Source organism: Humibacter ginsengiterrae (genome assembly GCF_054780115.1).
In genome coordinates this window covers 247,639-274,026 of record NZ_BAAGWY010000003.1, presented here as the reverse complement: position 1 = coordinate 274,026, position 26,388 = coordinate 247,639, and the positions used below count along the sequence as shown (strand labels likewise).

Genomic DNA, 26,388 nt, shown 5'->3' with positions numbered 1-26,388 from the left:
GGTCACCCCTCGCCCTCGATGTGGCGACGGGATACGGCAGCGGCCCGGGCAGCACCGGACGTGCGCTTCAGTCCGCGGCCCGGTCGGGCATCCGTCAGCTCTCCGCCCGCCAGCACCTGAGTACCGGCGACGACAACGTCGTCGACTCCGACTGCCTCTCGCAGGGGCTCCTCGTACGTAGCGGTGTCGGCCACCGCCGACGGGTCGACCACGATGAGGTCTGCCACCGCGCCGCGCCGCACCACCCCGCGATCGCCGAGCCCGAAACGAGCGACAGACCCGTACGAGAGGTGCTGCACCGCCTCCGGCCACGCCCAGCTGCCCGTCTCGCGCACATACTCGCGCAGGAAGCGAGCGAACGTTCCGCGTGTTCGCGGATGCGGGTGCGCCCCGATGAAGATGCCGTCCGATCCGCCGAGGTGGGCCGGGTGCGCGAAGATGCGGGCGAGCTCGCTGACCGGCCGGGCGTGCCGCACCGCCATCACGACGTTGACTTGCAACCGGCACTCGAGCAGCACGTCGAGCGCGAAGTCGATCGGATCGGACCCTGCCCGCTGCGCTGCATCCGCGATCGTGAGCCCGTGCGCCCAGGCGAGCTGCGGCGCCGCCACATGCGCGAGCGTGAGCATGTGCGGCCAGTCCGGTCCGAGGCTGGCGTTCTCCGCGACCCGCGGGAACCAGTCCCTTCGCAGTCGCACACGCTCGCCCGGGTCGCCGAGGGCGCGCACCACCTCGTCGACCGGATGCACGGACAGTTCGGGCGGCAGCAGGGGCATGCCGAGCAGGCTGCAGCCGCGCGTGTACGGATACGTGTCGAACGTCGCATCCGTTCCCGCCCGCGCCAGCTCATCCAACTGGCCCAGCACGATGTCGGCGTCCGCATGGAAGTGCGAGACGTGCACCGGGAGCACGTGGCCCGTGTGTTCGCGCACCAACTCGGCGATGCGCTGCATCTCACGGATGCCCGCGCTCGCGTTCGCCTCATACCCGCCGCGCATGTGGCTGACGTACACGCCGCCGGCGAGCGCGACAGGATCGCACAGCACCGCGATCTCGTGAGTTGACTGGAAGACTCCCGGTACGTAGTCGAGTCCGGTGGACAGCCCGACGGCACCATCGCGCATACCCCGCTCGACCAGTGCGGTCATCGCTGCCAGCTGATCGGGCGACGCGGGCTCCTGCGAACGCCCGCACACCTCGAAGCGCACGGTGCCCGCCGGAATCAGGTACGCGGCGTTCAGACGGGATGCGCCGTCGACGCCCGCGAGCAATGCCGCCACCCCACCACCCCGGTAGGTCGGATGCGCACCGTCGATCGCCGCGAAATACTCGGAAGCGTACGCGCCGTCGCCCGGGGCGTACGAGACGCCGTCCTGGCCGGCGATCACCGTCGTGACGCCCTGCTTCAGCAGTGCGCGCTGCACGTTCTCGTCGGCGAGCAGTCCGTCGGCGTGCGAGTGCGCGTCAACAAAACCGGGCAGAACGAGGCGGTCGGTGCAGTCGATGACGCGGTCGCCCGGGCGCGCTTCGACCTCGCCCACCTCGGTGATCACCCCGTGCGCGATCGCGACGTCCGCACGCCGCGGCGATGGAGCATCCCTGCCGTCGCCGACGGGCGCGTCGACGACAGCGCCGTCGCGCAGCACGATCCGTTCCGAGTCGCTTCCCATCAGAAGTACGTGCGCACCAGCTCGACGACGCGTCCGGAGTCCCACGAGTCCACGACAGGCAGCACCCGCCACTTGTCGAACGCCGTACACGGATGCGAGAGCCCCAACGCGACCACGGAGCCGATCGGCGCGACGGCTCCCGCCGACTCGAGGCCGCCGGCCGCAGCAGGCGGGGCATCCGCACCCCAACGCAGGAACGCATGCTGGTCGTTCAGCGCCGTCACGGAGGCATCAGTCAGGGGCGACCAGGCCTCTCCGAGGTCGGCCGCAACCTGCCGGGCGACCGGGAGTCCTTCGTCGTACGGAAAGTCGCGCTTTCCGCCGTCGAGCAGTGCGAGCCCGGGTTCCGGATGGGACACCACGCGCGCGATCCCGCGCATCGCCGGACGAAGCCGTGGTCCTTCCGCGTCCGGCGCCGCCTCGTCGAACGGCGAGATGCCGCGATAGAACCCGTCGTCGTGAATGAGGTATGCGCCCGATCGCAGCGTGAACAGGGTGCGTCCTCCGCCAGGCCGGGGCGGAGCATCCGCACTCGCGCCCGCCTGCGCGTACACCTCGGCGACAAGATCGAAGTACGCGCTGCCCCCGGCGGTGACGTAGACGTCGCCGTCGTCATACAGCCGCTGGATGCCCTCGTGCAGCTCGATCTGCCGCATCAGGTACTCGCGCACCACGCGCAGCCCGGCCTCCGAGCGGTCGTGCGCCAGGCTGCCCTCGTATCCTGCGACGCCCGCGAGGCGGAGCACGGAAGACGATGCGATGCGCTCGGCGATCGCCGTCGCCTCGGCGATGCTGCGAGCGCCGGTGCGGCCGCCACCCATGCCCAGCTCGACGCAGACATCCACCGGTCGTGCAAGCGCGAGGGATCGCAGCGTCTCCTCCATCGCAGCGACCGTGTCGAAGGAATCGGCCCAGCACACGAACCGCAGGGCGGGATCCGCCAGTTCACCGGCAAGGTAGGTGAGGGCACGGGGATCGACGACGGAGTTCGCGAGCATGATCGAGTCGAGCCCGAACGAGCGCGCCGTGCGCACCTGGCCCATGGTGGCGAGCGTGATGCCGAGCGATCCGGTTTCCAGCTGCCGCTGCCACAGCCCGGGCGCCATCGTGGTTTTGCCGTGCGGCATGAGGTGAAGGCCGCGTGCGCGCGTCCATTCACTCATCGTCGCCGCGTTCTGCCGCATCGCCTCATCGTCGAGCATGATGAGCGGGGTCCAGAACTCGCTCAGCTCGGGTTCGGTCGCGAGGAACTCGGCCGTCGTCATACCGACCGCCCGCGTGGGCACGCCCTTGTCTCGAGCACTCAGCCGCTCTGCGGTGAACCCATCGAGCCGCAGCCGTTCCGTCATGGCGTCCCTTCCCATCGTGTGCAAATGCTACAACGCACGTTGCAGTGAACGCATCCGCTGCTCACACTGGATGCATGTCCTCCCCCATGCGGTACACCGCGGGCCGCCTGCGTCCGCGCCTCATCGCCGTGGGCGAGACCATGGCGATGATCACGCCGGCGCACGCCGAACCACTCGCCACCGCGAGCGAGCTGCGGCTGCACGTGGGCGGCGCGGAGTCCAACGTGGCGATGCACGCGGCGGCGCTGGGCATCCCGAGCGCCTGGGTCAGCGCGGTCGGCGACGACGCGCTGGGCGAACGCATCCGTCGGGAGGTCGCCGCACGCGGAGTCGACGTGGGCTGGGTCGTCGTCGACCCGCACGCGCCGACCGGGGTGTACTTCAAAGATCCGGGCAACGGCGTTCTCTATTACCGTCGCGGTTCCGCGGCCTCCTGCATGACGGCGGGGTCGATCGCTGAGATCCCGCTCGAGCAGGCCGAAGTGGTGCACGTCTCCGGCATCACCCCGGCGCTCTCCGCGGACTGCGCCGCACTCATGGATGCCCTCGTCGAGCGAGTGTCCGGCAGTGAAGGCGTGCTGAGCTTCGATGTGAACCATCGGGCTCCGCTCTGGGAGACCGGAGCGGCGGCCCCGCTTCTGCTCGGGCTCGCCCGGCGCACCGACCTCGTGTTCGTCGGACTCGATGAGGCGAACGCGCTCTGGGGATGCGAGACCGCGGCCGAGGTGCGCACGCTGCTTCCCGAGCCGGAGCGGCTCGTCGTCAAGGACGGCGACGTGGGCGCCACGGAGTTCGAGCGACGGGATGACCGCGACGTCGAGACATTCGTTCCGGCCATCCCGACGGTCGTGGTCGAGCCGGTCGGGGCGGGCGACGCGTTCGCCGCCGGCTACCTTGCCGCGTTCCTCAACAACGCAGGCTCCGAAGACAGGCTGCGCGCCGGTCACGAGCGCGCGCACCTCGTGCTGCAGTCCACGAGCGACTTCGTTCCGGAGCAGCCGGCGTCCGAGCCGGCCCGAACCGACGCTCCCCGATGAAAGGCGGATGCCCCGCATGACAGACAACTCAGCCTTCGGCGACCTCTTCCAGGGGGTGCCGCTCATGGCCATCCTGCGCGGCATGGGCGTCGAGCGCAGCCTGAAGGTCGCGACCACCGCGTGGGACCTCGGCATCCAGGCCGTCGAACTCCCCGTGCAGACTCCCACCGACGTGGAGGCGCTTCGCGTCGTGGCAGACGCCGCCCGCGAGCGCGGCTTCGTCGTGGGTGCGGGCACCGTGGTCACGCCGGAGCACGTGCGCCAGTCGAAGGATGCCGGTGCCGCCTTCACCGTGAGCCCTGGCTTCGACGTCGAGGTCGTCCGCGCCTCGCATGAAGCAGGGCTACCCGCGCTGCCCGGCGTGGCGACGGCATCCGAGGTGCAGGCGGCATTGAAGGAGGGCCTGACCTGGCTCAAGGCTTTTCCGGCGTCCCTGCTCGGCACCGGGTGGTTCGGTGCGATGCGCGGCCCGTTCCCGCAGGCCACCTTCGTGGCAACGGGCGGCATGGATGCCTCCACCGCCCCCTCCTTTCTGAACGCCGGGGTGCGCGTGGTCGCCGTCGGCTCCGCGCTCGAAGACCCTGAGCAGCTGCCGGCCTTGGCCGCCCTACTGCGCTGATCCAGTTGGTTGAGCTCGTCGAAACCGCCGCACAGCAGCGTTGGCTTCGACGAGCTCAACCAGCGATTCGGGTTCAGTTCGCGGGCACCTTGGCGGGCGTCGCCGGCGTCTTCGTCGCGGCGAGTGCGTGCAGGCGCCCGGCGCCTTCGACATCCGGCCGCACTGAGGCGACCAACGTCGCGATCACCCCGATGGCCGAGATCGCTGCGGCGTAGACGACCACGGGCCAGATCGCTCCGCCCGCTGCAGCGACGAGCGCCACGCAGATGAACGGCGCGAGCCCGCCTCCCAGGGTGTTCGAGATCTGGTAGCCGATGTTCACGCCGGTCGTGCGTGCTTCCGGATCGAACATCTCCACCAGCATGGTCGACAGGATCGCCTGCATGGCGACGCCGAACAGCACGAACCCGAGGATCTGGCCGAGCCAGATCAGCCACATGTTGCCGGTGCTGAAGAGCATGAAGCTCGGGTAGACCATGCACGCGAAGCCGACGCACCCGATGATGTAGACCGTTCGGCGTCCGATCCGGTCCGAGATCGCTCCCCACGCGGGCGCGACGAAGACCTGCAGAACACCGACGATCATGGTTCCGGCGAAGCCCATCCACGCCGGTATGTGCTTGTCGCCGACCATGAACGCGAGGCCGTAGGTCAGCACGACGTAGCCCGCGATCGACTGCGGAAGACCGATCAGGATGCCCATGATGGCGTTCTTCGGATGCCGGAACGCCTCGATCAGCGGGTTCGCCTTCTTGCCTGCCGCTTGGATCTGCAACGCCTGAGTGGCGGTGAACTCCTCGGACTCCTCGAGCTGACGGCGGAGCAGAATCGCCACGATCGCCAGCACGATCGAGAACAGGAACGGAAGGCGCCATCCCCAGCTGAGGAACCATGACGACGCCGTGAGGCCGAGGGCCGCCATGAGGCCACCCGAGACGATGTTCGCGACACCGGCGCCACAGATGAGGAAGGCACCGTACATACCGTGTTTCCCGACCGGGGCGTTCTCGACGACCATCGTTGCCGCGCCGCCCATCTCGCCGCCCACGAAGAATCCTTGGAGCATGCGACAGAACAGCAGCAGCAAGGGCGCGATGATCCCGATGGTGTTGTCAGAGGGGATGAGGCCGATGCCTGTCGTCGCGAGTCCCATGCCGACCACGGTGATCATGAGCACCGTCTTGCGTCCCGCTCGGTCGCCGACGATGCCCCAGATGACCCCACCGACCGGACGCAGGAAGAATCCGACGGCGAAGGTAGCGAACGAGGAGAGCTGCGCGACGACGGGATCGTCGCCCGAGAAGAACACGACGGGGAACACCGCGGCCGACGCGAGACCGTACAGGTAGTAGTCGTAGTACTCCATGAGCGTGCCGATGGCGCCGCCCGCGACCATCCGTCGCTGTTTCGCGGAAAGCGTGCTTCGGGCGGGCAGAGCGCCGCCGGATGCCTGGGTCATCAGAGCCTCCTTACTCCTGAACCTGGCGGGGGTGCGGTTCGGGAGCTAAGGTAGTCTCATCTGAACACAATGTCTACTCGATTAACATTTCGTTCAGCTCGAAGTCGGGAGGGATAGTGTGGCGAGCATCCGGCTCCCCACACGCCGCACAAGAAGGAGGCCCATGCTCAGGCCCGGCACTTTCGAGAGCGCCGACGAGGTGCTCGCCACTTTCCGTCCGGTGATGCACGCCATCGCGACCGCCGGCGGCCCTTCGTGCGAGGTCGTGCTGCACAACCTCGACGGCACCGATGTCGACCTCGGTCACACCATCGCCGCCATCGAGAACGGCCATGTCACGGGGCGCGAGGTCGGCGGCCCGTCGACGAGCATCGGGCTCGAGGTGCAGAAGGATCCGCTCGGGGACCACGACGCATTCGGTTACCGCGGGTTCACGAGCGACGGCCGCGAGCTGCGTTGCTCGAGCACATACTTCCGCAACCGCGAGGGCCGCATCATCGCCGCGCTCTGCATCAACGTCGACCTCAGCGCCGTGCAGCAGGCGCGGTTCCTGCTCGACGCGCTGCTGCCTGCACAAGAGGCCGAGTCGCCGTCTGCGCCCGACGAGTACTTCGGGCGCGACCTGGTCTCGGTGATGGACGCCATGATCACCGATGCGATCCGCGAGGTCGGCAAGCCGGTCAACCAGATGTCGCGCGACGACAAGGTCGGGGTACTGCAGCGGCTGGATGCGAATGGTGCGACCCAGATGCGCAAGTCGGTCGAGACGATCGCGGTGCGTCTCGGCATCTCACGCGTCACCGCGTACTCCTACCTCGATGAGGCGCGCCGCTCCGCGGGAGAGCCTGCTTAATCGGGCAGTGGTCCGACGACGTCATCCAGCCAGCCGAGAATCGTGTTCAGGCTCTCCGGGTCGAGGCGCGTTCCTGGAGCGTTGTAGCCGTTCCCCGGCGTGGCCGCCACCTCCTCCGGGCTGCGCGTGTCGTGCTTGAAGACGTGATTCGCGTTCGAGGGGAACGCGAACGTCACATTCGCCATCCCATGCGCCGCCTTCTGCAACGGGTCCCCGTCTGCGTGCACGTCCACCTGCACGTCCCTGCCTCCGATCAGCACCAGCGCGGGGACGCGCAGCTCGGCGATGTCGTCCGCGGCGGACTCCGACCACAGTTCGCGGGCAAGCGGCAGGTTCGCCGGTGCTTCGAAGCTGCTCAGCACCTGCCGCACGTTCTCCGGGAGAGCAGGGTCGAGATCCATCGGCTCGCCCGCGGCGTACCGCTCGGCGGCCTCCTCGACCTTGGGCATGAGATCGGCTCCTCCCGGAGTCTGGCTCGCCTGCAGCCCCAGCTGCGCGAGCAGAACATCGCCGACCGGGCGGCCGGGAGGAGCGGCCAGGATCACACCGGCGAAGGAAGTGTTATGCTCGCCGGTCGCGTAGTGCAGCACGTGCAGGCATCCTTCGCTGTTTCCCATTCCGATGATGCGCGATCGGTCGACGTAGCCCTGCTCGGCGAGAACGTGCACGGCGGCGGCGAGCTCGTCGAGGTGCGACCGCATGCTCATCTTGCCGGTGAGCTTCGGCAGGTTCTCCATCACGTGCGGGCCGGATGCGCGCTTGTCGTACCGGATCGACGCGATGCCGTGCTCGGCGAACGCTTCGGCGAACATCCGGCCGCTTCCGTTGGGTCCCGGCAGGAGTGGCGAGCACCAGTCGCGGTCGGTGGGACCGCTGCCTGCAACGAGAACCACCGCGGGGAACGGTCCGGCGCCGTCTGGTCGCACGATGGTGCCCTCCATCGTGACGCCGTCCAACTCCCAGGAGACCTCCGCACGTACCGTCATGTTTCGAATTTATCCTTCGCTCTTGTTCTGACGCTGCCCGATCGGGTCTCCGGACCGACCGGGAGCGATCTGCTCCCCCGGGTTCTGAAGGGGACCGTTCTCATGTCCGTTGCGGTCGAACGTGCGCACCTCTGGCCGCTCGTCGGGCAGCCGGGCGACGGCGAAGATCGAGACGACGAACGAGACGACGGCGGCGGAGACCAGAACGGTGACGGCCCACGAGATGACCTGCACCATCACGTCGCCTCCCCCAGCCGGAACGGTCGAGCCGTGATGTCGCACACCCTGTCTGCCTCGATCGTGAACGCGTCGACGCGCGGGGCGAAGCGGTGCATAAGCAGGTCGAATCGCCGATGCACCAGTACGAACCGGCCGACGACCATCCGATCCTGGGTGGGAGAAACGATCATGTCGACCACGTAGCCGAGGGTGCTCCCCCGTTCGTCGAGCACGCGCGTGCCCCTCCGTGTGCTGAAGCGTTCGATCGGACCGCCTTCCCTCGCCGGTTCCCGGACTCCGCCCGGGGAGCCCGCACGATCGGCGGGAGGAACGCGCACGCTCGGTGGCTGTGTGGCCTGGTTCCCTCGACCGGCAGAACCAGGGATCCTCGCGATGACCCGCAGGACCGAGCGATCCACCGTGCGCAGCCCCGCTTCGTCCCGGTCGACGTCGAGGTGCACGAGCGCGTCGATCGCCTCGACGTGCCGCCAGTCGACGACCGCAGGACGCGGGTCACGGATGCCGCATGCCAGGTAGCAGAGGCGGAAGAACGATCGGAGCACCCGCGGTGTCGGCCGGGGCAGCGGGCCCGAGACGACAGCACGCAGCACGAGCTCACGCGACGCGCGGCCCGCCGTGGATCCGTCACCCTGCCGAGCGTCGTCCGAGACGTCGAAAAGCACGTCGTCGACGCGTCCCGCGCGGCGGCCGTTGCGGTCCAGGATGGCGTGGTTCATGACCTGCGACACAGCCAGCCAAGGACCATCGTCGCGCGCACCTCCCGTCGGAGGGGCGGGCATCCGTGCGCCTTCAGCGCGATCAGAAGTTGCCACCGGTGATCACCAGTAGAGGAATGGTCGCGATCGTGATCGCCGCGAGCACGGTGAGCACGATGCCGGCGACGATGTTGATGGGCAGCGTGTTGCGCAGCTTCCCCATGAATTGCCGGTCGTTGGCCACCAGCAGCAGCGGGCCGAACGTGAACGGCAGGGCGGCCGCCCCGAAGGCCATCGTGATCACGGCGAACTGGATCGGATCGATGCCGGAGAGGTCGATGACGGCGGCTACGGCGATCATGATCAGGATGATCGCGTTGAACATCGGGGCGCTGCGCGGGGACCCGCTCTTGCCCCACTCCCACCCGAAGTACTGCGCCACGCCGTAACCGCCGGAGAGGCACAGCTCGACGCACGCGGCCAGGGATACCGAGAACACGCCGATCACGAAGACGACGAATCCGATCTCGCCGAACGCCTTCACCGCGGGCGCCGCCGCCGCTTTGATCGAGTCGACGGCGTGCGCGTACGGATACAGCGCCTTCGCTCCGGCACCCATGACGGCGAGCGTGAGGGCGGCCCCGACGATGGTGCCGATCACGGCGACGATGCGGTTCTTCCTGAGGTCGCGCCCGGTCCAGCCCTCCTCGATGGCTCCCGAGGACTAGAAGTCGAACTGGTACGGCGTCATGAACGAGCCGACGAGCGACGCGGTGGCGAACAGATAGGTCGGAATGGAGTACGACGACTTTAACTGAGGATGCACGAGCGAGATGCCGACGCGTTGCCAGTCCGGCGCGAGCGCGGCCATCGCCGCGATCATCACCAGCATTGTGAGTCCGGCGAGGGCGGCCGCTGTGTCGACCTTCGAGAAGCTGAGGAACCAGAGCGCGGATGCGAGCACGACGGCGACGATCGGAACCCACACCCGATACGGCACGCCGGTCAGCAGCTGAAGTGCCAGCGACATGCCGATCAGGTCGACCGCGAGTACGAGCACGTGCACGACCACGTTCGCCACCAGCGGTATCGCCCCGAGCCTCGGCCCCAGCCTCGTTCGGATCACCTCGTACGTCGGCTGGGACGACGAGACGGCGACCCGGCCCGACATCTCCGCGAACACGGAGAAGCCGACCAGACCGAAGACGACGGTCCAGAGCAGCGCGAAGTCGAAGCGGGCGCCGGCGGAGACCGCGGTGATCACGCCGCCGGTGTCGAGGAATCCACCGATGCCGGCCAGCACGCCGAGAGCCAGCGCCGCGACACCGACGGACGAGGATGCCTTTCCTGCACGCTTCTGCTGCCGCCCCCTCGGCTGCACCGCGTCGTGCACTGCGCCCTCCCGTCGACATCTGGTAGCCATCTATCTGCCGCGCCGGGTCGACGCGGCGCCCGCATCGACCAGCCGATCACATCGTCGGCATCGGCACTCACAGCGGGAAGGGCTTGACGCGCCACCGGCGCAGGTCGATTCAGCGCAGTTCGAGGTTGCCCGCGTGCGCACGCACGCCTGCGGCCGGCCAGAGCGAAACGAGTGAGTCCGACGTCATGAACCGAGCCTGGCAGGGCCTCGGATGTTCTCTCGTCGACGGAAGCTTTCCCGTCGGCGAGACGGTCGCTTCGGTCAGAAGGGTGGTGGGTCGCTGTCGTATCCGGTGGGTGTTCTCACTCGGATGCCGCCGTCGGGTTTGGGGTCCAATCGGATCCTGGTCACGGTCTTCATCCGGTGCAGTCTCGGTTTGAACGGGGCCAGGTTCCCCACGTTCGTGGGGCCGCCGTGTTGTCGTTCGATGACGTGATCGACTTCGGCGCCGGTGACGATCCCGACCGGCAGGAACGGGGCCGCGTCCTCATCGAGCCCGAACTTCAACGTGAGCCACGTCTTCTGGTCCGGGGCCGGACGGTACCGTGTGGTGTCCAGGTTCAACACCGCCGGACGGATCGGGTCCGCGAGGACTTTCCGGAACGAGGGTGCGTCCCGCAGTGCGGCTGCCGCCTGCTTCGGGGTGATCGGCCCGTACCCGAGGAGCTCAGCGAACCGGCCGGCATCGTCGATCAACACGAACGGGCGCACACCCGCACGGCCTTCTTTGCCGGTGGTGTCGCCTTTCAGCCACTGCACGGTCAGGTCGGCACGCAACTGATCCAGGGTGCGGGTCTCACTCGGCAGGGTACGCAACCGGCGGGCTTCGGCGGTGAGGGCGACTTCGATCTGCGCGAGGTCCATTACCGAGGCGTGGAGGTTCAACCAGCCCATCGCATCCGCGGCCGCCTCCACCACCACACGTCGTCTCGCGTGGGCGTCCTCATGCCGCTCCTGCAGCGTGCCCGCACACAACCGTTCCCGCAACAGGCGGCACCGGCGGGCGAACACGCCAGGGTTCAGCTTCTCGACGATCCCCGCCATCCGTTCGTCATACGTGTCGTATGCGGCAGCATCCGGCAGCCCGGTGCAGGCTTCCACCGCGGCACGCACATGCTGCGGGCTGATCCGACCCGAGACGAACAGGTCCTTCAACCGGGGCAGCGACCTGTTCAGGACCTCGGCTTGCCACGCCATGGAACGGACCGTGTTCTCACTCAGGTGCAACCACTGAGCCAGGTCGAACGCGACAGCCCGGACCGCGAAGTCCACCTCCTCCGCCCGCGGATCCCGCTCCACCGCACCCACCGGGACATAGATCCGCGGCTCTTCCCTTGCGTACTCGAACGCCCGACCTACTGCGAACAGTTGCCGTGCTGCTTCCAGGTTCACCAACGTCTGGGAGGAGACGGCATCCTCGAACAACGACCGCATCAACGCTTCACCGGAATCGGTCCGCACCGACGACACGAACCCCTCTGTCGACGAACGCGCGGGCCGGTCCAGGAACGCCAGCTCGGCCGACTCGTCGAACAACGAAGCATCCGCAAGCTCCTACCAGAAGGCAGCATCACCCTCCAGTGCCGGGGCCAGATCCACGTCGTTCATACCCTCGAAGCTAGGCCACGCCACCGACATTCCTCGACAACGGAAACCAGCTCTGACCTGGCCTGTTGATAACCACACAACCCTGCGGCCTGGGGAGGAAGAGACGCACCACAGCGGCGCCAGACCCGCCGCACGCGAGCGCCGGAACTCGCATCCGCTACACAGATCGGCATCCGCTACGGGAATCGGCATCCGCTACCGAACATTCGTGTAGCGGATGCCGATACGTGTGGCGCGAAGCACGCGCCGCGTGCTCAGGCGCCCGCGAGCATCCTCGATTCGTCGCGCTTCGCAGCGTCGGCGACCACGGCGAGCGGCGCGAACAGCGGATGCCCGTGCGCGAGCCCCGTGATCCGCTCGACCGCCTCGATGGGGTCGTCGTGTCGCAGCAGTTCGCCCAGCTGCTGCGACTGCTCGTCGGCGTCGGAGCGGTACCTCAGCGCGGCGCCGATCGCGTGCAGGAGGGCCAACGGCACGGTGCCGCGTTCGGCGAGCTCCGCTGCCGGTGCTACGAACCGGTCATGCCTGCCCAGCTTGCGCAACGGCTCGCGGGCGACGCGTTCCACCTCGTCGTCCAGGTGCACGTTGCGGAACCGGTCGAGGATGCGCTGCCGGTACGCCGCCTGCTCGTCCGGGTCGATGCCGTGCCGGGCGACGAGTGCCGCGGAAGTCTCCTCGAGCGCGGCCGCGACGGCGGCCGACACGCCAGGATGCTCCAGCGCCTCGGAGATGGTGCGTGCGCCGACGAGGTGTCCGCAGTACGCGGCGGTGGCGTGCCCGGTGTTGACCGTGAAGAGCTTGCGCTCGATGTACGGCGCAAGGCCGTGCACGAACTTGGCGCCGTCGAGCCGTGGCGGACGGCCGTCGAACGGGCCGTCCTCCACCACCCATTCGGAGAAGTCCTCGACGATCACGTCCAGCCCGCTGTGCGCCTGCTGCACCGGGACGATGCGGTCGACGGCCGTGTTGGCGAACACGGCGCGCTCCCCGATGACCGACCACTGCTGGTCGGTGGCGGCGGCGGCGATGGCCGCGGCGAGGGCATCCGTCGCCGCGACCGCGTTCTCGCACGCCATCACCGCGACCGGTCCACGATCCGGGGAACGCGCCAGGAGGCCCGAAGCGATCACCGGTGCCACCAGCGGCAGCACGCGCACCCCGACCGCGGTCGTGACGATCGCGGCGTCCGCGATCGCGGCGGCGACGGCGCCCGGGTCGCGCGCGCTGTTCAGCGCGCGGAACCCGGACACCGTGTCGGTGGTCGTGCTGTCGCCGACCACGACCACGCGGTACTCGCGGGCGGTGTCGAGCGCGTCGATGAGAGCATCCGCGACGTCGACGAAGATCACCTCATAGCCGGAGTCGTGCAGCAACTGGCCGATGAAGCCGCGGCCGATGTTGCCCGCGCCGAACTGCACCGCGGTAGTCACGTGGTCACCTCGCGCGCATCGACGTCTTCATCGTCGTTCACCTCGGACAGCAGCGCGAAGATCGCGTCGGCGTCGGCAGCGTCCAGCAGCCGCTGCACGTCGTCGGCATCGGCGAACAGCACCGCGATGCGCGACAGGATGTCGAGGTGCTCGTTGTCGAGACCGGCGATCCCGAGCGCGAAGCGCACGTCGTCGCCGCCCCAGTCGATCGGATGCTCGTACCTCACGAACGCGAGCGCGGAGCGCACGATCTCGCCCTTCGCGTCGTTCGTGCCGTGCGGAATGGCCAGCAGGTTGCCCATGTACGTCGAGACGGTCTGCTCCCGCTGGAGCATGGCATCCAGGTATCCCTCGTGCACGGCGCCAGCCTGAACCAGCAGGCGGCCCACCTCACGCACCGCTTCGTCCCTGGTCGTCGCCGACCCGGCCGCCACGACGCTCTCCCGCGTCAGGATGTCGCTCATCGCTTCGCCGGCTCCATCTCGTCATCGTTCGGAGTGGATCCGCCCTCGGCGGCCGCCTGACTCTCGGCAACGAGCTGCACGACCTCGTCGTAGCGCGGGCTGTTCATGAAGTTGTCCACCGACACGTGGATCGAGCCGGGTGACTTCTCCCTGGCGCGATCGGTGAGCTCGCGCTGCGTGACCACGAGGTCCGCGTCGCCCTCCAGGTTCGCGATCGCCTCGTTGCGCACCCGCACATCGGTGATGCCGGCCTTCTTGAACTTGCTGCGCAGCACGGATGCGCCCATCGCGCTCGAACCCATGCCGGCGTCGCACGCGAACACGATGTTGCGCACCAGTCGCCTCGTCGCGTCGCCCTGAGCGTCGCCAGTGTCGGTCTCCGCCTCGTTGACGAGCGAGCCGAGCACGGAGCTCTTCTTGCCCTTGTTCGCCTCGGTCTGCGCGACCGCGGACGCGAAGGCATCCTCGTCGCCAGCGGCGAGGTCGCGCTTGCGCGTCGCCCGCAGCACCACGGAGGAGATCAGGAACGACACGGCGGTCGCGCCGAGCACGGCGAGCGTGACGCCGATCCAGTCGCCTCGTGCGGTCTGGATGAGGATGGCGATGATGCTTCCCGGCGATGCCGGCGCGACGAGTCCCGTGTGGAAGGCGACGTTGATCGCGACGCCGGTCATCCCGCCACCGATCGCGGCGAGCACGAGGATGGGCTTCATCAGCACGTAAGGGAAGTAGATCTCGTGGATGCCGCCCACGAACTCGATGAGGATGGCTCCCGGCGCGCTGGCCCGCGCGATGCCGAGACCGAAGATCGAGTACGCGATGAGGATGCCGAGGCCCGGTCCCGGGTTCGTCTCCAGCAGGAACAGGATCGACTTGCCCGTGTCGTGCGCCTGCTGGATGCCCAGCGGGTCGAGCACGCCGTGGTTGATGGCGTTGTTGAGGAACAGCACCTTGCCCGGCTCGATGAGGATGCTCACCAGCGGCAGCAGATGCGCACCGACCAGCCAGTTCACTCCGGCGCCGAGCAGGTCGCTGAGCCACTCCACAAGCGGTGCGATGCCGAAGAACCCGGCGATCGCGAGCGCACCGCCGACGATGCCTGCGGAGAAGTTGTTCACCAGCATCTCGAACCCGGCCTTGATCTTGCCGTCCCAGATGCGGTCGAGGTGCTTCATCACGAAGGCACCGAGCGGGCCCATGATCATGGCGCCGATGAACATCGGGATGTTCGTGCCCACGATCACGCCCATGGTTGCGATGGTGCCGACAACACCGCCGCGCACGCCGTAGACCATGCGGCCTCCGGTGTTGGCGATGAGCAGCGGCAGCAGGTAGGTGATCATCGGACCCACGAGTCCGACGTACTGCGTGAAGGTGTGGCCGTTGGCGTCCTGCGCCAGCTGTGTCGCCGCGCCCTGCCAGCCGATGTCGGCCGCATTTCCGAAGCCGCCGAGTATGCCGCTGGGCGCCCAGCCGGTGGCGATGAAGAACGCCGTGATGAGTCCCCAGGCGATGAACGCCGGAATGTTCGGCATCACCATCCCGGAGAGGAAGGTGCCGAAGCGCTGCACGCGTACGCGGGCGCCCCTCGGTTTCGCGACTGACGTCGTCGTCATGATGGATTACTCCGATTCTTCAGGTGCTGCGGGGGCTTATGGCGTCAGGGTGCGATGGCGCGGACGGCGTCGCGCACTGCGCTCCGGGCGGAGTCTGCTGAGTCGGCGGCGAGCGCGAGCCCGGCCAGCCGCTGTGTCTGCTCGGACGTGAAGCGCCGCAAGGATGCCCGCACATCGGCGAGCGCCGTCGGCGCCATGGAGAGCGTGGTGACGCCGAGTCCGGCGAGCACCGCGGCGAGCATCGGGTCGGCGGCGGCCTCGCCGCACACACCGACCGGCTTGCCTGCCGTTCGTCCGGCTGAGCCGACCTCGCCGATGAGGCGCAAGACGGCGGGATGCCAGGGGCTCTGCAGCGCGGACACCGCGCCGAGCATCCGGTCGGCGGCGAGCGTGTACTGCGTGAGGTCGTTCGTGCCGATCGAGACGAAGTCGCACTCGGCGAGGATGCGATCGGCGATGAGCGCAGCGGACGGCACCTCGACCATGACTCCGGCCGTCTTCAGCTCGTGCTCGCGGGCCACGCGCGTGAAGTACGCGGCCTCCTCGGTCGTGGCCACCATGGGCGCCATCACCCAGAGGTCGGCGCCGGTCTGCGCTTGGGCGGCGGCGAGGGCCGCCAGCTGGTCGTGCAGCACGTTCTCGCGTGCTCGGAGCGCGCGGATGCCACGTACGCCGAGCGCCGGGTTCTCTTCCGCGGTTTCGTTCAGGAACGGGAGGGGCTTGTCGGCGCCGGCATCCAGAACCCGTACCACGACCTTGGCCGATGCCGCGTCGCCGGAACGCTGCGCCGTGAATGCGCTCAGCAGCTTCACGTACTCGTCGCGCTGCTCGGCCACGCTCGGCGCCTGTTCGCGGCCGAGGAACAGGAACTCGGTGCGGAACAGTCCGACGCCCTCGGCACCGGCGGCGATCGCAGCGGCCGCGTCGCCGGAACCGAGGTTCACGAGCAACGGAACCGGCGTGCCGTCGGCGAGGCGACCCGGACCGGATGCCGCGGTGCGGGCATCCTGCAGCCGCTCCGCTCGTTCGCTCGCTGCTGCGCGCTCCGCAGTGTTCGGCTCCCGGATGACCGTGCCCGCCTCCGCGTCGACGATGACTGTGTCACCGTCGGCGAGCTCCGTCGCGCCGGCGCAGCCGACGACCGCGACGATGCCCTTGTCCCTGGCGAGGATGGCGGTGTGCGAGGTGGGACCGCCGTCACTCGTCACGAGGGCGAGCACTCGGTCGAGGTCGAGTTCAGCCGTATCGGCCGGCGAGAGGTCGCGGGCGACGAGAACGAACGGCTCGTCTGCGTCGGGGAGGCCGGGCACCTGTACGCCGAGCAACTCGGCGATGAGCCGCTGAGCGAGGTCGTCGAGGTCGCCCGCACGTTCGGCGAAGTATCCGCCGAGCTCGATGAGCCGTGCCCGCAGTTCGTGGCACGCCTCGAACACGGCGCGCTCGGCGGCGAGCCCGCTCCGGATGCGCCGCTCCAGTTCGGCATCCAGGGTCTCGTCGCGCACGATCATGGCCTGCGCCTCGAGCACGTCGCCCGCGAGACCGCCGAGCTGCTCGGCACGGTCGTCGAGGTAGTCCGCGACGACCGTGACGGCTTCACGTGCGCGGCGCAGCTCGTCGTCTGCGGGAGCATCGGCCGGCTGCGGCAGGGGTTCGGCGATGGGGTCCGCGGCGCGAAGCACTCGGCCGACGACCACAGCCTGGCCGATGCCGACGCCCTGGAGCACACGCCCCGCCGTAGTGATGGCATCCGGTCGGGTCGCGAGTTCAGGCGTTGTCATGGTCGAACACCAGAACTTCGGAGAGCGAGTCCAGCACGGCGGATGACTCCGGATGATCGCAGCTGAGCGTCACCGTGTCGCCGTGGTCGATGCCCAGCGCGATGACGGCGAAGATGCTCGACGCGTTCACCGGTTGCCCTGTGCCTTTCGCGATGCGCACCGGCATCCCGCTCGCCTCGACGGCCTTGACGAAGAGCTTCGCCGGCCGAGCGTGCAGCCCGTGCTGCGACCCGACCTGCACCGTGCGTTGCGCCATGTTCGTCTCTCTCCCCGTCGTGTTCGACTTGCTGTTCCTACTCGACCCGACTCGTGTCATCCGCGGCGGCCAGAGCGATATCCAGTGCTGCGTCGCCGGACCTCTCGCGGATCACCGACTCCGGCAGCAACGCCGCCGCCACCCGAATCCGTGCCAGCTCTTCCGCGATGGCGTCGTACTGGTCGGCCAGGTGAGGTCCGACCAGCACGACGTCGGTGCCGACCGCGTCGTCGGCGAGCGCCGAGGTGCTCGATGCGGTCACGATGACGCGATGTCCGCGAGCGGCGGCGGCGGCACGCATCCACAGCGACACGAAGGTGCTCGATGCCCCCGCACCGCAAATGACCAGCACCCTCAGCGGCTCCGTAATCTGCGTCGGCTCGCCGTCGCCCGACCTCGTCGTCATGACCCCATGCTCGCCCGGTCGCGGTCGCGGCGCCAGGATGCTTGCTTCCGCACTCCCGGAAGCTCGCGTCTTGTTTCCGCACCCCCGGAAATCCTCGTCCCGGTCGCGCACGCGCGAGCCCTGGCGTGCTTGACTCGGCGTCAGGTCCCGTGCGCTGCTTCGCCCGTTCGTCGATGCGCGCCGCCCCGAGGGATGCATCCGAAGTCCGTGCGATGGCGCGTGGAGGTGAGCCGTGATCAGCAGCAGGCAGGCGAAGCTGCTCGACTACCTCGCCCGTGTGGGCGACTGGGTGACGGCCGCAGAGCTCGCCGATCACGTCGGCGTCACGCCGCGTAGCATTCGCAGCTACGTCGGTGAGCTGAAGGACTCCCCCGACTCTCGCGATGTGGTCAGTTCGTCGGCGCAGGGCTACCGACTCAACACGGATGCCTACACCGCCTACCGAGTGCGGCTCACGGGGGCCGATCGCGCGTCCGATACGCCGTCCGCTCGGGTGCGCCGGCTTCTTCGACGCCTGCTCGACGACGTCGACGGTCTCGATGTCTACTCCGAGGCAGAGGCAGCGTTCGTGAGCGAGTCGACCGTGGAGTCGGACCTCTCGCGTGTGCGCCGGGTGCTCGACGACAGCGGACTCTCCCTCTCGCGCCACGGAAGCGCCGTCGTGCTGCAGGGATCCGAGCTGGACCGGCGCCGCATGCTGAGTCGGCTCATCCGTCAGGAGTCCGACGAGGTGATCGTGAGCCTGACCCGCATCGAGAGCGAGTTCGGCCTGGCCGGCCTCTCCGGCTTCAAGCGCGACCTCTCCCGCGAGCTCGACCACCGCGGGTACTTCGTCAACGAGTACGGCATCAACGACGTGCTCCTGCACGTCGCCATCGCCGTCCACCGGTCCTCCCGGGGCGGAAACCTGCCGCAGCGCGACGCCGTCGTCGACCCGGAGATCGCGGCCACCGCCGCGACGTTGGGACGGCTCGTCCCCCAATACTTCGAGACCGAGCTCGACGACGAGGAGTACGACCAGCTCGCGATCCTGCTCGCGACTCGCGTGCTAGCGCCCGGCAACGACCGCAACGAGGCTGCCGTCGAGAGCTACCTGCGACCGGACGTGGTGAACACGGTGAGCACGATCCTGGCCGAGGCATCCGACCGCTACGCCATCGACCTGCGCGACGGTCCGTTCACCATGCGCCTCGCCCTGCACGTGCAGAACCTGCTGGCCAGGGCGAGCGAGCGCAACTACTCGCGCAACCCGCTCACCCGGTCGATCAAGACCACGTACGCGCTCATCTACGAGGTGGCCGTGTACGTCGCGTCGAAGTTGCAGCAGAGTGCCGGCATCCAGGTGACCGACGACGAGATCGCCTACATCGCCATGCACGTCGGAGCGCATCTCGAACAGCAGTCCAGGCGCACGGATGCCGTCACCTGCGCCCTCATCTGCCCGGGCTACTACGACATCCACCGGCTCTTGCGAGAGCGCATCGAACGGGAGCTGGGCGACGACATCCTGGTGACCACCGTGGCGACCGGCGTCGACCCGGATTGGGAGTCGCTCGGCACCGATCTCGTGCTCACGACCATTCCGCCGTCGACGCCGCGGAACGACGTCATCGTGATCGGCCCGTTCCTCACCCGTGCCGACGCGGATGCCGTGCGCGCGGCAGTCGCACGCATCCGCCGGCACCGCAGACGCGCCGGCATCAAGCGGGAGCTGCTCGAGTACTTCGACGAGTCCCTGTTCTTCCGCAACCTGTACGCCCCCGACGAGTTCGCCATGATCCGCCTGCTCGGCGAGCGGATGCGTGCCAAGGGCCTCGTCGACGACGCCTACGTCGAGGGCGCCGTGGAGCGCGAGCGGATGTCGTCAACGGCGTTCACCGACACCCTCGCGATCCCGCACGCGATGGCGATGACCGCGCCGGAGACCGCGATCGCGATCGTGGTAAACGACCAGGCGATGGACTGGGGCGATGCCAGGGTGAACGTGATCGCCTTCATCGCGTTCAACGCCCTGGAAAGGAGCGGGTTCCAGGCGGTGTTCGATCAGTTCGTCGAGGTGTTCAGCGACCGCGACGCCGTGCTGGCGATCACCCGCCGCTCGACCACGTTCGGCGCGTTCATCGACGAACTGGTGCACGTGTTCGACAGCTGATTCACGCACTGATCAGCGTGACGAGGTGCTCCAGACCAATGAAGTCATAGCCGAGTTCGGCCCACGATGGTGAGGAGACGGCGATCTCGTATCCCGGATGCGACAACGGCTCGGTGACCAGCAGATTCGGTCACCGGCATCCTTATGCGCCGTAGACGTCCTTGGCCATCCTGAATGCAGCCCACGCCTTGGGCCAGCCGGCGTAGAACGCTGCGTGCGTCAGCACTTCGGCCATCTCCTCGGCGGTGACGCCGTTGCCCTTCGCGCGTTCGATGTGGTGCTGCAGCGAGCTGTCGAGCACACCGCTGGACATCAGCGCGGTTACCGTGACGATGCTGCGGATGCGCGGGGAGAGCTGCTCCTCGCGAGACCACACCTGTCCGAAGAGCACATCGTCGTTGAGGGCGGCGAACGTCGGGGCGAAGTCGCCGAGCGCGTCCCTGCCCGCTGTGACCTTTTCAGCCATGTGAAAGTTCTCCTCTCGCTTATCGCGGCAATGCGCCGTACACCTCGTCGGTGACGGGCTCGAGCCATTCGTTGCTGACGCCGTCGCCAGGAGTGATGAACGCGAGGTGGGAGAACCACGAACCGGCCTTCGCGCCGTGCCAGTGCTTGGTGCCGGCGGGAACCCGGATCACCGATCCGGGCTCCATGCTGACGGGCTCTTCGCCCTCGGCCTGGTACCAGCCGCTGCCGGCGGTGCACAGCAGGATCTGGTCGCCGCCTCCGTCAGTGCCGTGATGGATGTGCCAGTTGTTGCGGCACCCGGGCTCGAACGACACGTTGCTCACCGGGACGCTCCCCGAAGTCAGCGGTGCCAGGTAGCTCTGCCCGACGAAGTACTTCGCGTAGGCATCGTTCTTCTCCCCGAGCGGGAAGATCTGGTCGAAGTTCGTGTCGCTCATGGCTTCAACGGTAGGTCGGTCTTCGCGGCAGAGGGAGTCCCTGGCGGTACCACCATCGATCACGTGGTGTGTGATGAAGGCTGTATGGGTTGCGGCCGCTCGTGCCAGGGTTCGCCAACGACAGAGCAAGAGCCTCGGCGGGCGGATGAAACGTCAACCTAGGAACGGCACTACGAACAGCCGTTGACGTAAGACACGCTCGTCGGACTCGGTAAGTCTTTGGTGGAGCTACGGGGATTCGAACCCCGGACCTTCTCATTGCGAACGAGACGCGCTACCAACTGCGCCATAGCCCCTTGTGCGTATGAGACTTTAGCACGGAGCGACGACCCCGTCGGAATCGATCAGGGCCTTCGCAAGGTCGAATCCCGCAGCGCGAGAGCCCACCGAATCCTTGCAGTTACTCCCCCGGCGCCGTCATGCATCCTCCGCTCAGAAGCTCCGCGCGACCCGAACGCCGTCGAACATGGGAGTCATTCGAGCATGCGCTGCACCAGCAGATACTTCTGGATCTTGCCCGTCGTGGTCATCGGCAATTCCTCTGTGGTGAGCACGGTGAATCCGCGCGGCACCTTGAACGGCGCGAGGTGCTCACGGGCGTGCGCGAGCAGCGCTCGCTCGTCGATCGCCGCGCCCTCCGCAGGCACGATCCACGCCCAGCCGATCTCGCCGTACCGTTCATCGGGGATGCCCGCCACGAACGCCTGACTGACGCCCGTCGCCCCGCTCAGCACGAGCTCCACCTCGACGGGAGCGACCAGTTCCCCGCCCACCTTGAAAAGCTCCTTGGCCCGACCGGTCAAGTGCAGGTATCCGTCGTCGTCGACGAATCCGAGGTCTCCGGTGCGCAGCCAGCCCTCCGCGTCGATCGCCGCGGCGGTCTGCTCCCGGTCTCCGATGTACTCCCGTGTCACCTGCGGTCCGCGCACGACGAGTTCACCCGCTTCACCCTGCGGCAGCACGTGCCCGTCGAACGGGTCGATCGTGCGGTATTCCGCGAGCCGGTCATCCGGCATCCCGACGTCTTCGGCGGCGAGGCCGCCCAGCTTGGGAGTGCCCACCACCTCCGACACGAGTTCGATCGGATCCCCGGGAAGCGTCAGCGCGGTCGCCGCCGACACCTCCGTCTGGCCGTAGCCGGTGAAGATCATCTGCGGGCCGAGGTCGCTCATCACCCGGTTCCACAACCACACCGGCGCCGGCGCCGCTGCCGAGAACACCGACTGCAGGCTGGAGAGGTCATAGTTCTCCTTGGCCGCCTGGTCGACAACCGCGACCGTCATCGTCGGCACGAAAAGCACCTCGTTGATGCTGTGCTGCTGGATCAGTTCGAGGGCGCTACGCGGATTGAAGATGCGTTGCGGAACGATGGCCCCGCCGACGAACATGGCCGCGAGCATCCCCTCGACGTATCCGAACACGTGGTACAGCGGTAGCGCGAAGCCGATGCGCCAGGCGTCGTCGAACGCGCGGTGATACGCGGAGCCGTACGCGCTGCGCAGCAGCATGTCGTGCGTGAGCTCTGCGCCGAGGGCGTGGCCCGTCGTGCCCGAGGTGAAGACGATGTCGGCGACATCGTCGGCACGGATGTCTGCGACGACGGCTTCCAGCCGGGCATCGTCCGCCTCCCGGGAGAGGCCGGGAACGGTGAGCGCGCCCGATCGCCATCCGTGCTCCGCGAGCACGATCGTGCGCAGCGCGGGTGCCTCCGTGCTGCGCACGCCGCTTTCCCATCCGGGGAAGCGTTCGTCGAAGACAGCGAGGAAGTTCGTCACCACCGACGCGTCGACGCTGATGAGCACGCTCGCGCCGGACTGCCGCAGCCGTTGCACGATCTCGTCGCCCTTGTACGAGTAGTTCAGTGCGACCGCGATCGCCCCGGCGCGTGCGATCGCGAGCTTGACCACCGGGTAGTCCAGGCGGTTGTCCATCAGCATGGCGACGCGGTCGCCGGGTTGCACGCCGAGTTCGAGGAGGCCGACGGCAAGGCGGCGGGAGCGCTCCGCGACCTCCGCGTAGGTGAGGGTGCGGGCATCCGTGATCACGTACGGACGGTGTGAATGCCTGCATGCCGCCTCGTCGAACGCCGCAGGGAGCGAGCGGGGAACCCAGAGGCCGAGCGAGCGTTCCAGTGCGTCACGTCGCCGAGCCACGTCATCCACGGTGATGGTGCCCATGGGCGCCAGGCTACGCCGGACTGCTACTTCGAGCGCCCGACCTTGATGCCCTTGATGTCGGCGAATCCGGGCAGTGTGAGATCGACTGACTTCACCGAGCTCGGCAGCGGAGGCACTATGGCGTAGAGCAGCTCGCCTTCGCCATCGACCTGGCTCGGAAGGTCACTGCACAGGCAGGAGTTGTCTTCGCCGTTCCCCTGAATGGGCACATAGGTGTATGGCCGGTAGGTGATCTTCGCCCTCGGGTCGACCACGCCGAGCAACCGGGTGTCGAACAGCGGTGGATGCGAGAGCTGAAACGAGGTCGTGCTCACCGTCTGATGCGTCGCGCTCCCCAACCGCCACACGACGAGCGTCGCGTCCGACGTCGCACTCACCTGCAGCAGCTGCGCGACGACCTTCGCCGGCTGATCGCCGGGGCCGTTGATCGTGCCGTTCGACGTGCCCAGCACGGGCAGGTCCTTGCCGTTCGCCATGATCTTCGCGATGGCATCCTTCACCGGCAGTTCTGTCGCGCCCGCGCTGGGCGTTGCTGACGCCGTGGACGACGGATGCGTGAGACCGGTGCACCCGCACAAGGCCAGAACCAACGCGGCGGCCGCTGCCACGACGACGACAGGACGTCGCTTCGACTGCTCCATCACTTGCCTGCCTTCGTGAACGTGATCGTGACGCGACGGTTCAGCTGCCGGCCCTCCGGAGTGCTGTTGTCGGCGACCGGATCCTGCTCGCCCATGCCGGAGGCCGTGAACGTGATCCCCGGCTTGGTGACGAGTTTCGACAGCGCCGTGAGCACGGACTGCGCCCGCGCCTGCGACAGGGCCAGGTTGTAGGCGTCGTCTCCGATGTCGTCCGTGTATCCGACGATCGAGACGGTACCGGAGCCTGCCTTCTGGAGCTTGGCCGCGACATCCGCCAGCACGCTGTTCGCCTGCGGTGTGAGCGTCGACTCGTTGAAGGCGAAGAGCACGTTGGAGTCGACGGAGATCGACGAGGTGTCGGGTGTCTCCTTCGTGGCCTCCTGCGGATTCGCGGTGTTCTGTACGAGCGACCGGATCGACTGGGCGGGATCCGCTGTCTTGATAGCCGATGTCGGCGGAAGCTTCGGCCATCCCTTTCCGAGCGGGATCTCCGTCGAGTCGAGACCGCTCGCCGGCCACCCGGAGGCGACCGCGGGCTGCGGGAGCCGCGTGATCACGGGCACGTCGGGAATCAGGATGCCGAAGCCGAACTGCATCGTGACGTGGGTGAGGCTCTCCGGAAGCGGCGGCAGCACCGCCCATCCCACGAGGGACGTCTTGGTCCCGGAGAGATCGGAGATGTCGCCGACCCGGCTGCACAGGCAGTCCCCTTGCCGGCGCGACAGCGGCATGTAGTACTTCAGGCCCTTCGTGTCCACGATGCCGACTGCCCAGGCCGCGAACGGGTCGTACGGCGTATGCAGGCCAACGCTCGGCATCACAGCGCCCGAGGTGTCGGCGGGACCGCCGACGCTGTAGAAGACGGCGGTACCTCCCGGGATGCGCACCACCGCGTGGATGGCGCCGCGGATGATGCCCTGCGTCGGATCGTGCGACGCGTGGTACTGGAACACGGCCTCGACCGGGACGGTCTTGGACGTGGCAGTCTCGCTCGCGGCCGCCCTCTCCGGGGTCGCCTCCGCGGGGGCGAGCATCATGGACACGCCGAGCACAACCGCGATCACCCCGGAGAGCTGCGCGGATGCCCGCGCCAGCATGCGGCCCGCCCGCCCCCTCGACCGCTCCGGACAGCGCGCGGCACGCTCCCGCCCCTCGGTGCGGTGTTCCCCCCTGGCCATGCCTTCGAGCCTAGGAAAGCCACCGCGGCTCCCGGAATGGGGACCACTCCCCATGGCGCCGCGTCCGCGCACCTCTGCGACGGCCGGACTCCTTCGCGCTACACCTATCGGCACCCGCTACACGAAAAAGCTGGCGCGGATGCCGATAGGTGTAGCGCCAGGAATGTCTCCGGCCAGGAGTCGCTCAGCCCACCGCGCGACGGCGCCGCAGCGCCTCGTCGAGATCGATATGCTCGCTCTGCACGTCGTCGAGCACCCCCATGCGGGCGTACCGGCTCGGAACCGCCGGCTTCACGGATGCCTGTGCAGCCTCGTCGACGGATGCCGGCTCGCCGGTCCGAGGCTCCTGCACCGGCTCCGGGACGGAAAGCGTCGGAACGTTCGCCGCCGCGATCCGTGCCGCGCGCGCCTCGAGCTCGGCCCTGGCTGCGGCTCGGCGCAACGCGACGGCCGCATCCAGCGACGCCATCGCGGTCGCCGCTCGCGATCCAGGCGACTGATACATCGGCTTCGGCAGCGGCTGCGGTTCCCAGCTCGCGTTGCGTTCCTCGACCGGCTCGAGCGCGACATCCCTCTCGACGTAGAGCGCGTGGTCGTAAAGCTCGGGATTCTGGCGCACGACGGGCAGATGCGAGCGTCGGGCCGCCTGATGGGCGGCCACCTGCTGCCCCAGCCGGCGCAGCACGGCGACGGCGCAGACCAGCAGCGCGGACGATGCAGCCAGGAGCCACCATGACTCCGCCGTCACCATCGAGTAGGCGCCGAACCCGATGCCGACCAGCGATGCGATGACCACGCCCGTGGTGGCCAGGCGCGTGCGACGCACGGCATGCGCGAACGCGCGCTCGCGCTCCTCGCGCGTCTGCTGCGCCGTGCGAGTCCGCGTTGAGGTGTGCGGACGGGTGACGGCCTTGCCCGCCGAACCAGCGGAGCCCCCACGGGAACCGAGGGAGGAGTCCCGCGCGGACGCCGTTCGCGACGGCTTCTCCGGCGCGATCATGGCGGCCGACGCGGCCGCACGCGCTTCGGATGCCGCGTGGGCGCGGGCTGCGGCATCCGCTTTCGCGCGCACCTTCTTCAGAAGCTTCTGCTGGCGGGCGACCTCGCGGGCCGTGGCCTCGACGCGCACCTCCTCAGGCGCCTCGGCCGTTTCGGCCAGGATGCGCAGGGTCTGCTGCAGGCGCACGGCGTTGCGCTCGGCGTTGAGGTAGTCGCGACGGCGGAGCCAGGTGGGCAGCAGGTAGGCGAGCCAGAGGGTCGCCGCAAGGGCGATCACGACCCCGCCGCTGAGCGTTCCGCCGTTCACGAGCTCGCTCCGCATGCCAGTGCCGACCCGCCCATGGGGCGGCCCTGTCCACGATCCCCCGGGTGCATGTGACTACGGTAGGCGTGCGACGGCATCCCTGGCCGTCGCGGCGGCCGTGTGTCCGCGAACTTGCCCGCGAT

General features: G+C 68.4%; 23 protein-coding genes, 1 tRNA gene and 1 pseudogene. 4 read left to right on the top strand and 21 right to left on the bottom strand.

The window, feature by feature from the left end; all coding sequences use genetic code 11:
• Positions 1 to 2: 2 nt before the first annotated feature.
• Both ACYVII_RS06160 and ACYVII_RS06155 read right to left on the bottom strand, forming a co-directional pair.
• Entirely contained in the window at positions 3 to 1,670 is a 1,668-nt protein-coding gene (locus ACYVII_RS06160; RefSeq protein WP_460532596.1) for an N-acyl-D-amino-acid deacylase family protein, read from the bottom strand.
• Positions 1,670 to 3,034 carry a type III PLP-dependent enzyme domain-containing protein gene (locus tag ACYVII_RS06155; protein ID WP_460532593.1) on the bottom strand — a complete coding sequence of 455 codons (1,365 nt, stop codon included), beginning with the start codon at positions 3,032 to 3,034 and terminating at the stop codon, positions 1,670 to 1,672. Before ACYVII_RS06155 ends, ACYVII_RS06160 begins: the two co-directional genes overlap by 1 nt.
• Before the next feature lie 59 nt (positions 3,035 to 3,093).
• Here ACYVII_RS06155 and ACYVII_RS06150 point away from each other — a divergent pair, with 59 nt between their 5' ends.
• Both ACYVII_RS06150 and ACYVII_RS06145 read left to right on the top strand, forming a co-directional pair.
• Positions 3,094 to 4,056: a sugar kinase gene (locus tag ACYVII_RS06150; RefSeq protein ID WP_460532590.1), complete on the top strand. Its 963-nt coding sequence runs from the start codon at positions 3,094 to 3,096 to the stop codon at positions 4,054 to 4,056.
• Positions 4,057 to 4,072: 16 nt separating this feature from the next.
• The gene (locus ACYVII_RS06145) at positions 4,073 to 4,675 is read left to right on the top strand and encodes a bifunctional 4-hydroxy-2-oxoglutarate aldolase/2-dehydro-3-deoxy-phosphogluconate aldolase (RefSeq protein ID WP_460532587.1); all 603 of its coding nucleotides are present in this window, start codon (positions 4,073 to 4,075) and stop codon (positions 4,673 to 4,675) included.
• 73 nt (positions 4,676 to 4,748) lie between these two features.
• On the opposite strand, the gene ACYVII_RS06140 is transcribed toward ACYVII_RS06145, so the two are convergent.
• Positions 4,749 to 6,134: an MFS transporter gene (locus tag ACYVII_RS06140; protein WP_460532584.1), complete on the bottom strand. Its 1,386-nt coding sequence runs from the start codon at positions 6,132 to 6,134 to the stop codon at positions 4,749 to 4,751.
• Between the two features lie 163 nt (positions 6,135 to 6,297).
• Here ACYVII_RS06140 and ACYVII_RS06135 point away from each other — a divergent pair, with 163 nt between their 5' ends.
• The gene (locus ACYVII_RS06135; protein ID WP_460532581.1) at positions 6,298 to 6,987 is read left to right on the top strand and encodes a helix-turn-helix transcriptional regulator; all 690 of its coding nucleotides are present in this window, start codon (positions 6,298 to 6,300) and stop codon (positions 6,985 to 6,987) included.
• On the opposite strand, the gene ACYVII_RS06130 is transcribed toward ACYVII_RS06135, so the two are convergent.
• The 11 genes and pseudogenes from ACYVII_RS06130 to ACYVII_RS06080 form a co-directional block, all read right to left on the bottom strand.
• Complete coding sequence (locus ACYVII_RS06130; protein ID WP_460532578.1) at positions 6,984 to 7,973, bottom strand: alpha/beta hydrolase; 990 nt, start codon at positions 7,971 to 7,973, stop codon at positions 6,984 to 6,986. The two genes, ACYVII_RS06135 and ACYVII_RS06130, sit on opposite strands and share 4 nt — an antisense overlap.
• Before the next feature lie 9 nt (positions 7,974 to 7,982).
• Entirely contained in the window at positions 7,983 to 8,213 is a 231-nt protein-coding gene (locus ACYVII_RS06125; protein WP_460532575.1) for a hypothetical protein, read from the bottom strand.
• Complete coding sequence (locus ACYVII_RS06120; protein WP_460532572.1) at positions 8,210 to 8,992, bottom strand: hypothetical protein; 783 nt, start codon at positions 8,990 to 8,992, stop codon at positions 8,210 to 8,212. Before ACYVII_RS06120 ends, ACYVII_RS06125 begins: the two co-directional genes overlap by 4 nt.
• 19 nt (positions 8,993 to 9,011) lie before the next feature.
• A pseudogene (locus tag ACYVII_RS06115) lies at positions 9,012 to 10,172 on the bottom strand (NRAMP family divalent metal transporter).
• A 420-nt stretch (positions 10,173 to 10,592) separates the two neighbouring features.
• Positions 10,593 to 11,867, bottom strand: coding sequence for an HNH endonuclease signature motif containing protein (locus ACYVII_RS06110; RefSeq protein ID WP_460532569.1), 1,275 nt, complete (start codon positions 11,865 to 11,867; stop codon positions 10,593 to 10,595).
• A 326-nt stretch (positions 11,868 to 12,193) separates the two neighbouring features.
• Positions 12,194 to 13,369: a mannitol-1-phosphate 5-dehydrogenase gene (locus tag ACYVII_RS06105; protein WP_460532566.1), complete on the bottom strand. Its 1,176-nt coding sequence runs from the start codon at positions 13,367 to 13,369 to the stop codon at positions 12,194 to 12,196.
• The gene (locus tag ACYVII_RS06100) at positions 13,366 to 13,833 is read right to left on the bottom strand and encodes a PTS sugar transporter subunit IIA (RefSeq protein ID WP_460532563.1); all 468 of its coding nucleotides are present in this window, start codon (positions 13,831 to 13,833) and stop codon (positions 13,366 to 13,368) included. Before ACYVII_RS06100 ends, ACYVII_RS06105 begins: the two co-directional genes overlap by 4 nt.
• Positions 13,830 to 15,449 carry a PTS mannitol transporter subunit IICB gene (locus ACYVII_RS06095; RefSeq protein WP_460532560.1) on the bottom strand — a complete coding sequence of 540 codons (1,620 nt, stop codon included), beginning with the start codon at positions 15,447 to 15,449 and terminating at the stop codon, positions 13,830 to 13,832. Before ACYVII_RS06095 ends, ACYVII_RS06100 begins: the two co-directional genes overlap by 4 nt.
• A gap of 44 nt (positions 15,450 to 15,493) precedes the next feature.
• Complete coding sequence (gene ptsP, locus ACYVII_RS06090; protein ID WP_460532557.1) at positions 15,494 to 17,227, bottom strand: phosphoenolpyruvate--protein phosphotransferase; 1,734 nt, start codon at positions 17,225 to 17,227, stop codon at positions 15,494 to 15,496.
• Complete coding sequence (locus ACYVII_RS06085; protein WP_460532554.1) at positions 17,214 to 17,483, bottom strand: HPr family phosphocarrier protein; 270 nt, start codon at positions 17,481 to 17,483, stop codon at positions 17,214 to 17,216. The genes ptsP and ACYVII_RS06085 overlap by 14 nt, the downstream gene beginning before the upstream one ends.
• Positions 17,484 to 17,520: 37 nt before the next feature.
• Complete coding sequence (locus ACYVII_RS06080; RefSeq protein ID WP_460532551.1) at positions 17,521 to 17,889, bottom strand: PTS sugar transporter subunit IIB; 369 nt, start codon at positions 17,887 to 17,889, stop codon at positions 17,521 to 17,523.
• 232 nt (positions 17,890 to 18,121) lie between these two features.
• On the opposite strand from ACYVII_RS06080, the gene ACYVII_RS06075 reads away from it, so the two are divergent.
• On the top strand, positions 18,122 to 20,041 hold the full coding sequence (locus ACYVII_RS06075; protein WP_460532548.1) for a BglG family transcription antiterminator: 1,920 nt from the start codon (positions 18,122 to 18,124) through the stop codon (positions 20,039 to 20,041).
• 142 nt (positions 20,042 to 20,183) lie between these two features.
• Here the strand turns inward: ACYVII_RS06075 and ACYVII_RS06070 are convergent, their stop codons facing one another.
• The 7 genes from ACYVII_RS06070 to ACYVII_RS06040 form a co-directional block, all read right to left on the bottom strand.
• Positions 20,184 to 20,507, bottom strand: a complete 324-nt coding sequence (locus ACYVII_RS06070) for a carboxymuconolactone decarboxylase family protein (RefSeq protein WP_460532545.1) — start codon at positions 20,505 to 20,507, stop codon at positions 20,184 to 20,186.
• Positions 20,508 to 20,526: 19 nt separating this feature from the next.
• Positions 20,527 to 20,946, bottom strand: coding sequence for a cupin domain-containing protein (locus ACYVII_RS06065; RefSeq protein ID WP_460532542.1), 420 nt, complete (start codon positions 20,944 to 20,946; stop codon positions 20,527 to 20,529).
• Between the two features lie 220 nt (positions 20,947 to 21,166).
• Positions 21,167 to 21,242: transfer RNA gene (locus ACYVII_RS06060), tRNA-Ala, on the bottom strand.
• A gap of 177 nt (positions 21,243 to 21,419) precedes the next feature.
• Positions 21,420 to 23,123, bottom strand: a complete 1,704-nt coding sequence (locus tag ACYVII_RS06055) for a class I adenylate-forming enzyme family protein (RefSeq protein ID WP_460532539.1) — start codon at positions 23,121 to 23,123, stop codon at positions 21,420 to 21,422.
• A 23-nt stretch (positions 23,124 to 23,146) separates the two neighbouring features.
• Positions 23,147 to 23,764: a hypothetical protein gene (locus ACYVII_RS06050; RefSeq protein WP_460532536.1), complete on the bottom strand. Its 618-nt coding sequence runs from the start codon at positions 23,762 to 23,764 to the stop codon at positions 23,147 to 23,149.
• Positions 23,764 to 24,942, bottom strand: a complete 1,179-nt coding sequence (locus tag ACYVII_RS06045; RefSeq protein ID WP_460532533.1) for an OmpA family protein — start codon at positions 24,940 to 24,942, stop codon at positions 23,764 to 23,766. The genes ACYVII_RS06050 and ACYVII_RS06045 overlap by 1 nt, the downstream gene beginning before the upstream one ends.
• Positions 24,943 to 25,126: 184 nt before the next feature.
• A complete protein-coding gene (locus ACYVII_RS06040) occupies positions 25,127 to 26,248 on the bottom strand; it encodes a hypothetical protein (RefSeq protein WP_460532530.1) in 1,122 nt (373 codons plus the stop codon).
• Between the last annotated feature and the right edge of the window lie 140 nt (positions 26,249 to 26,388).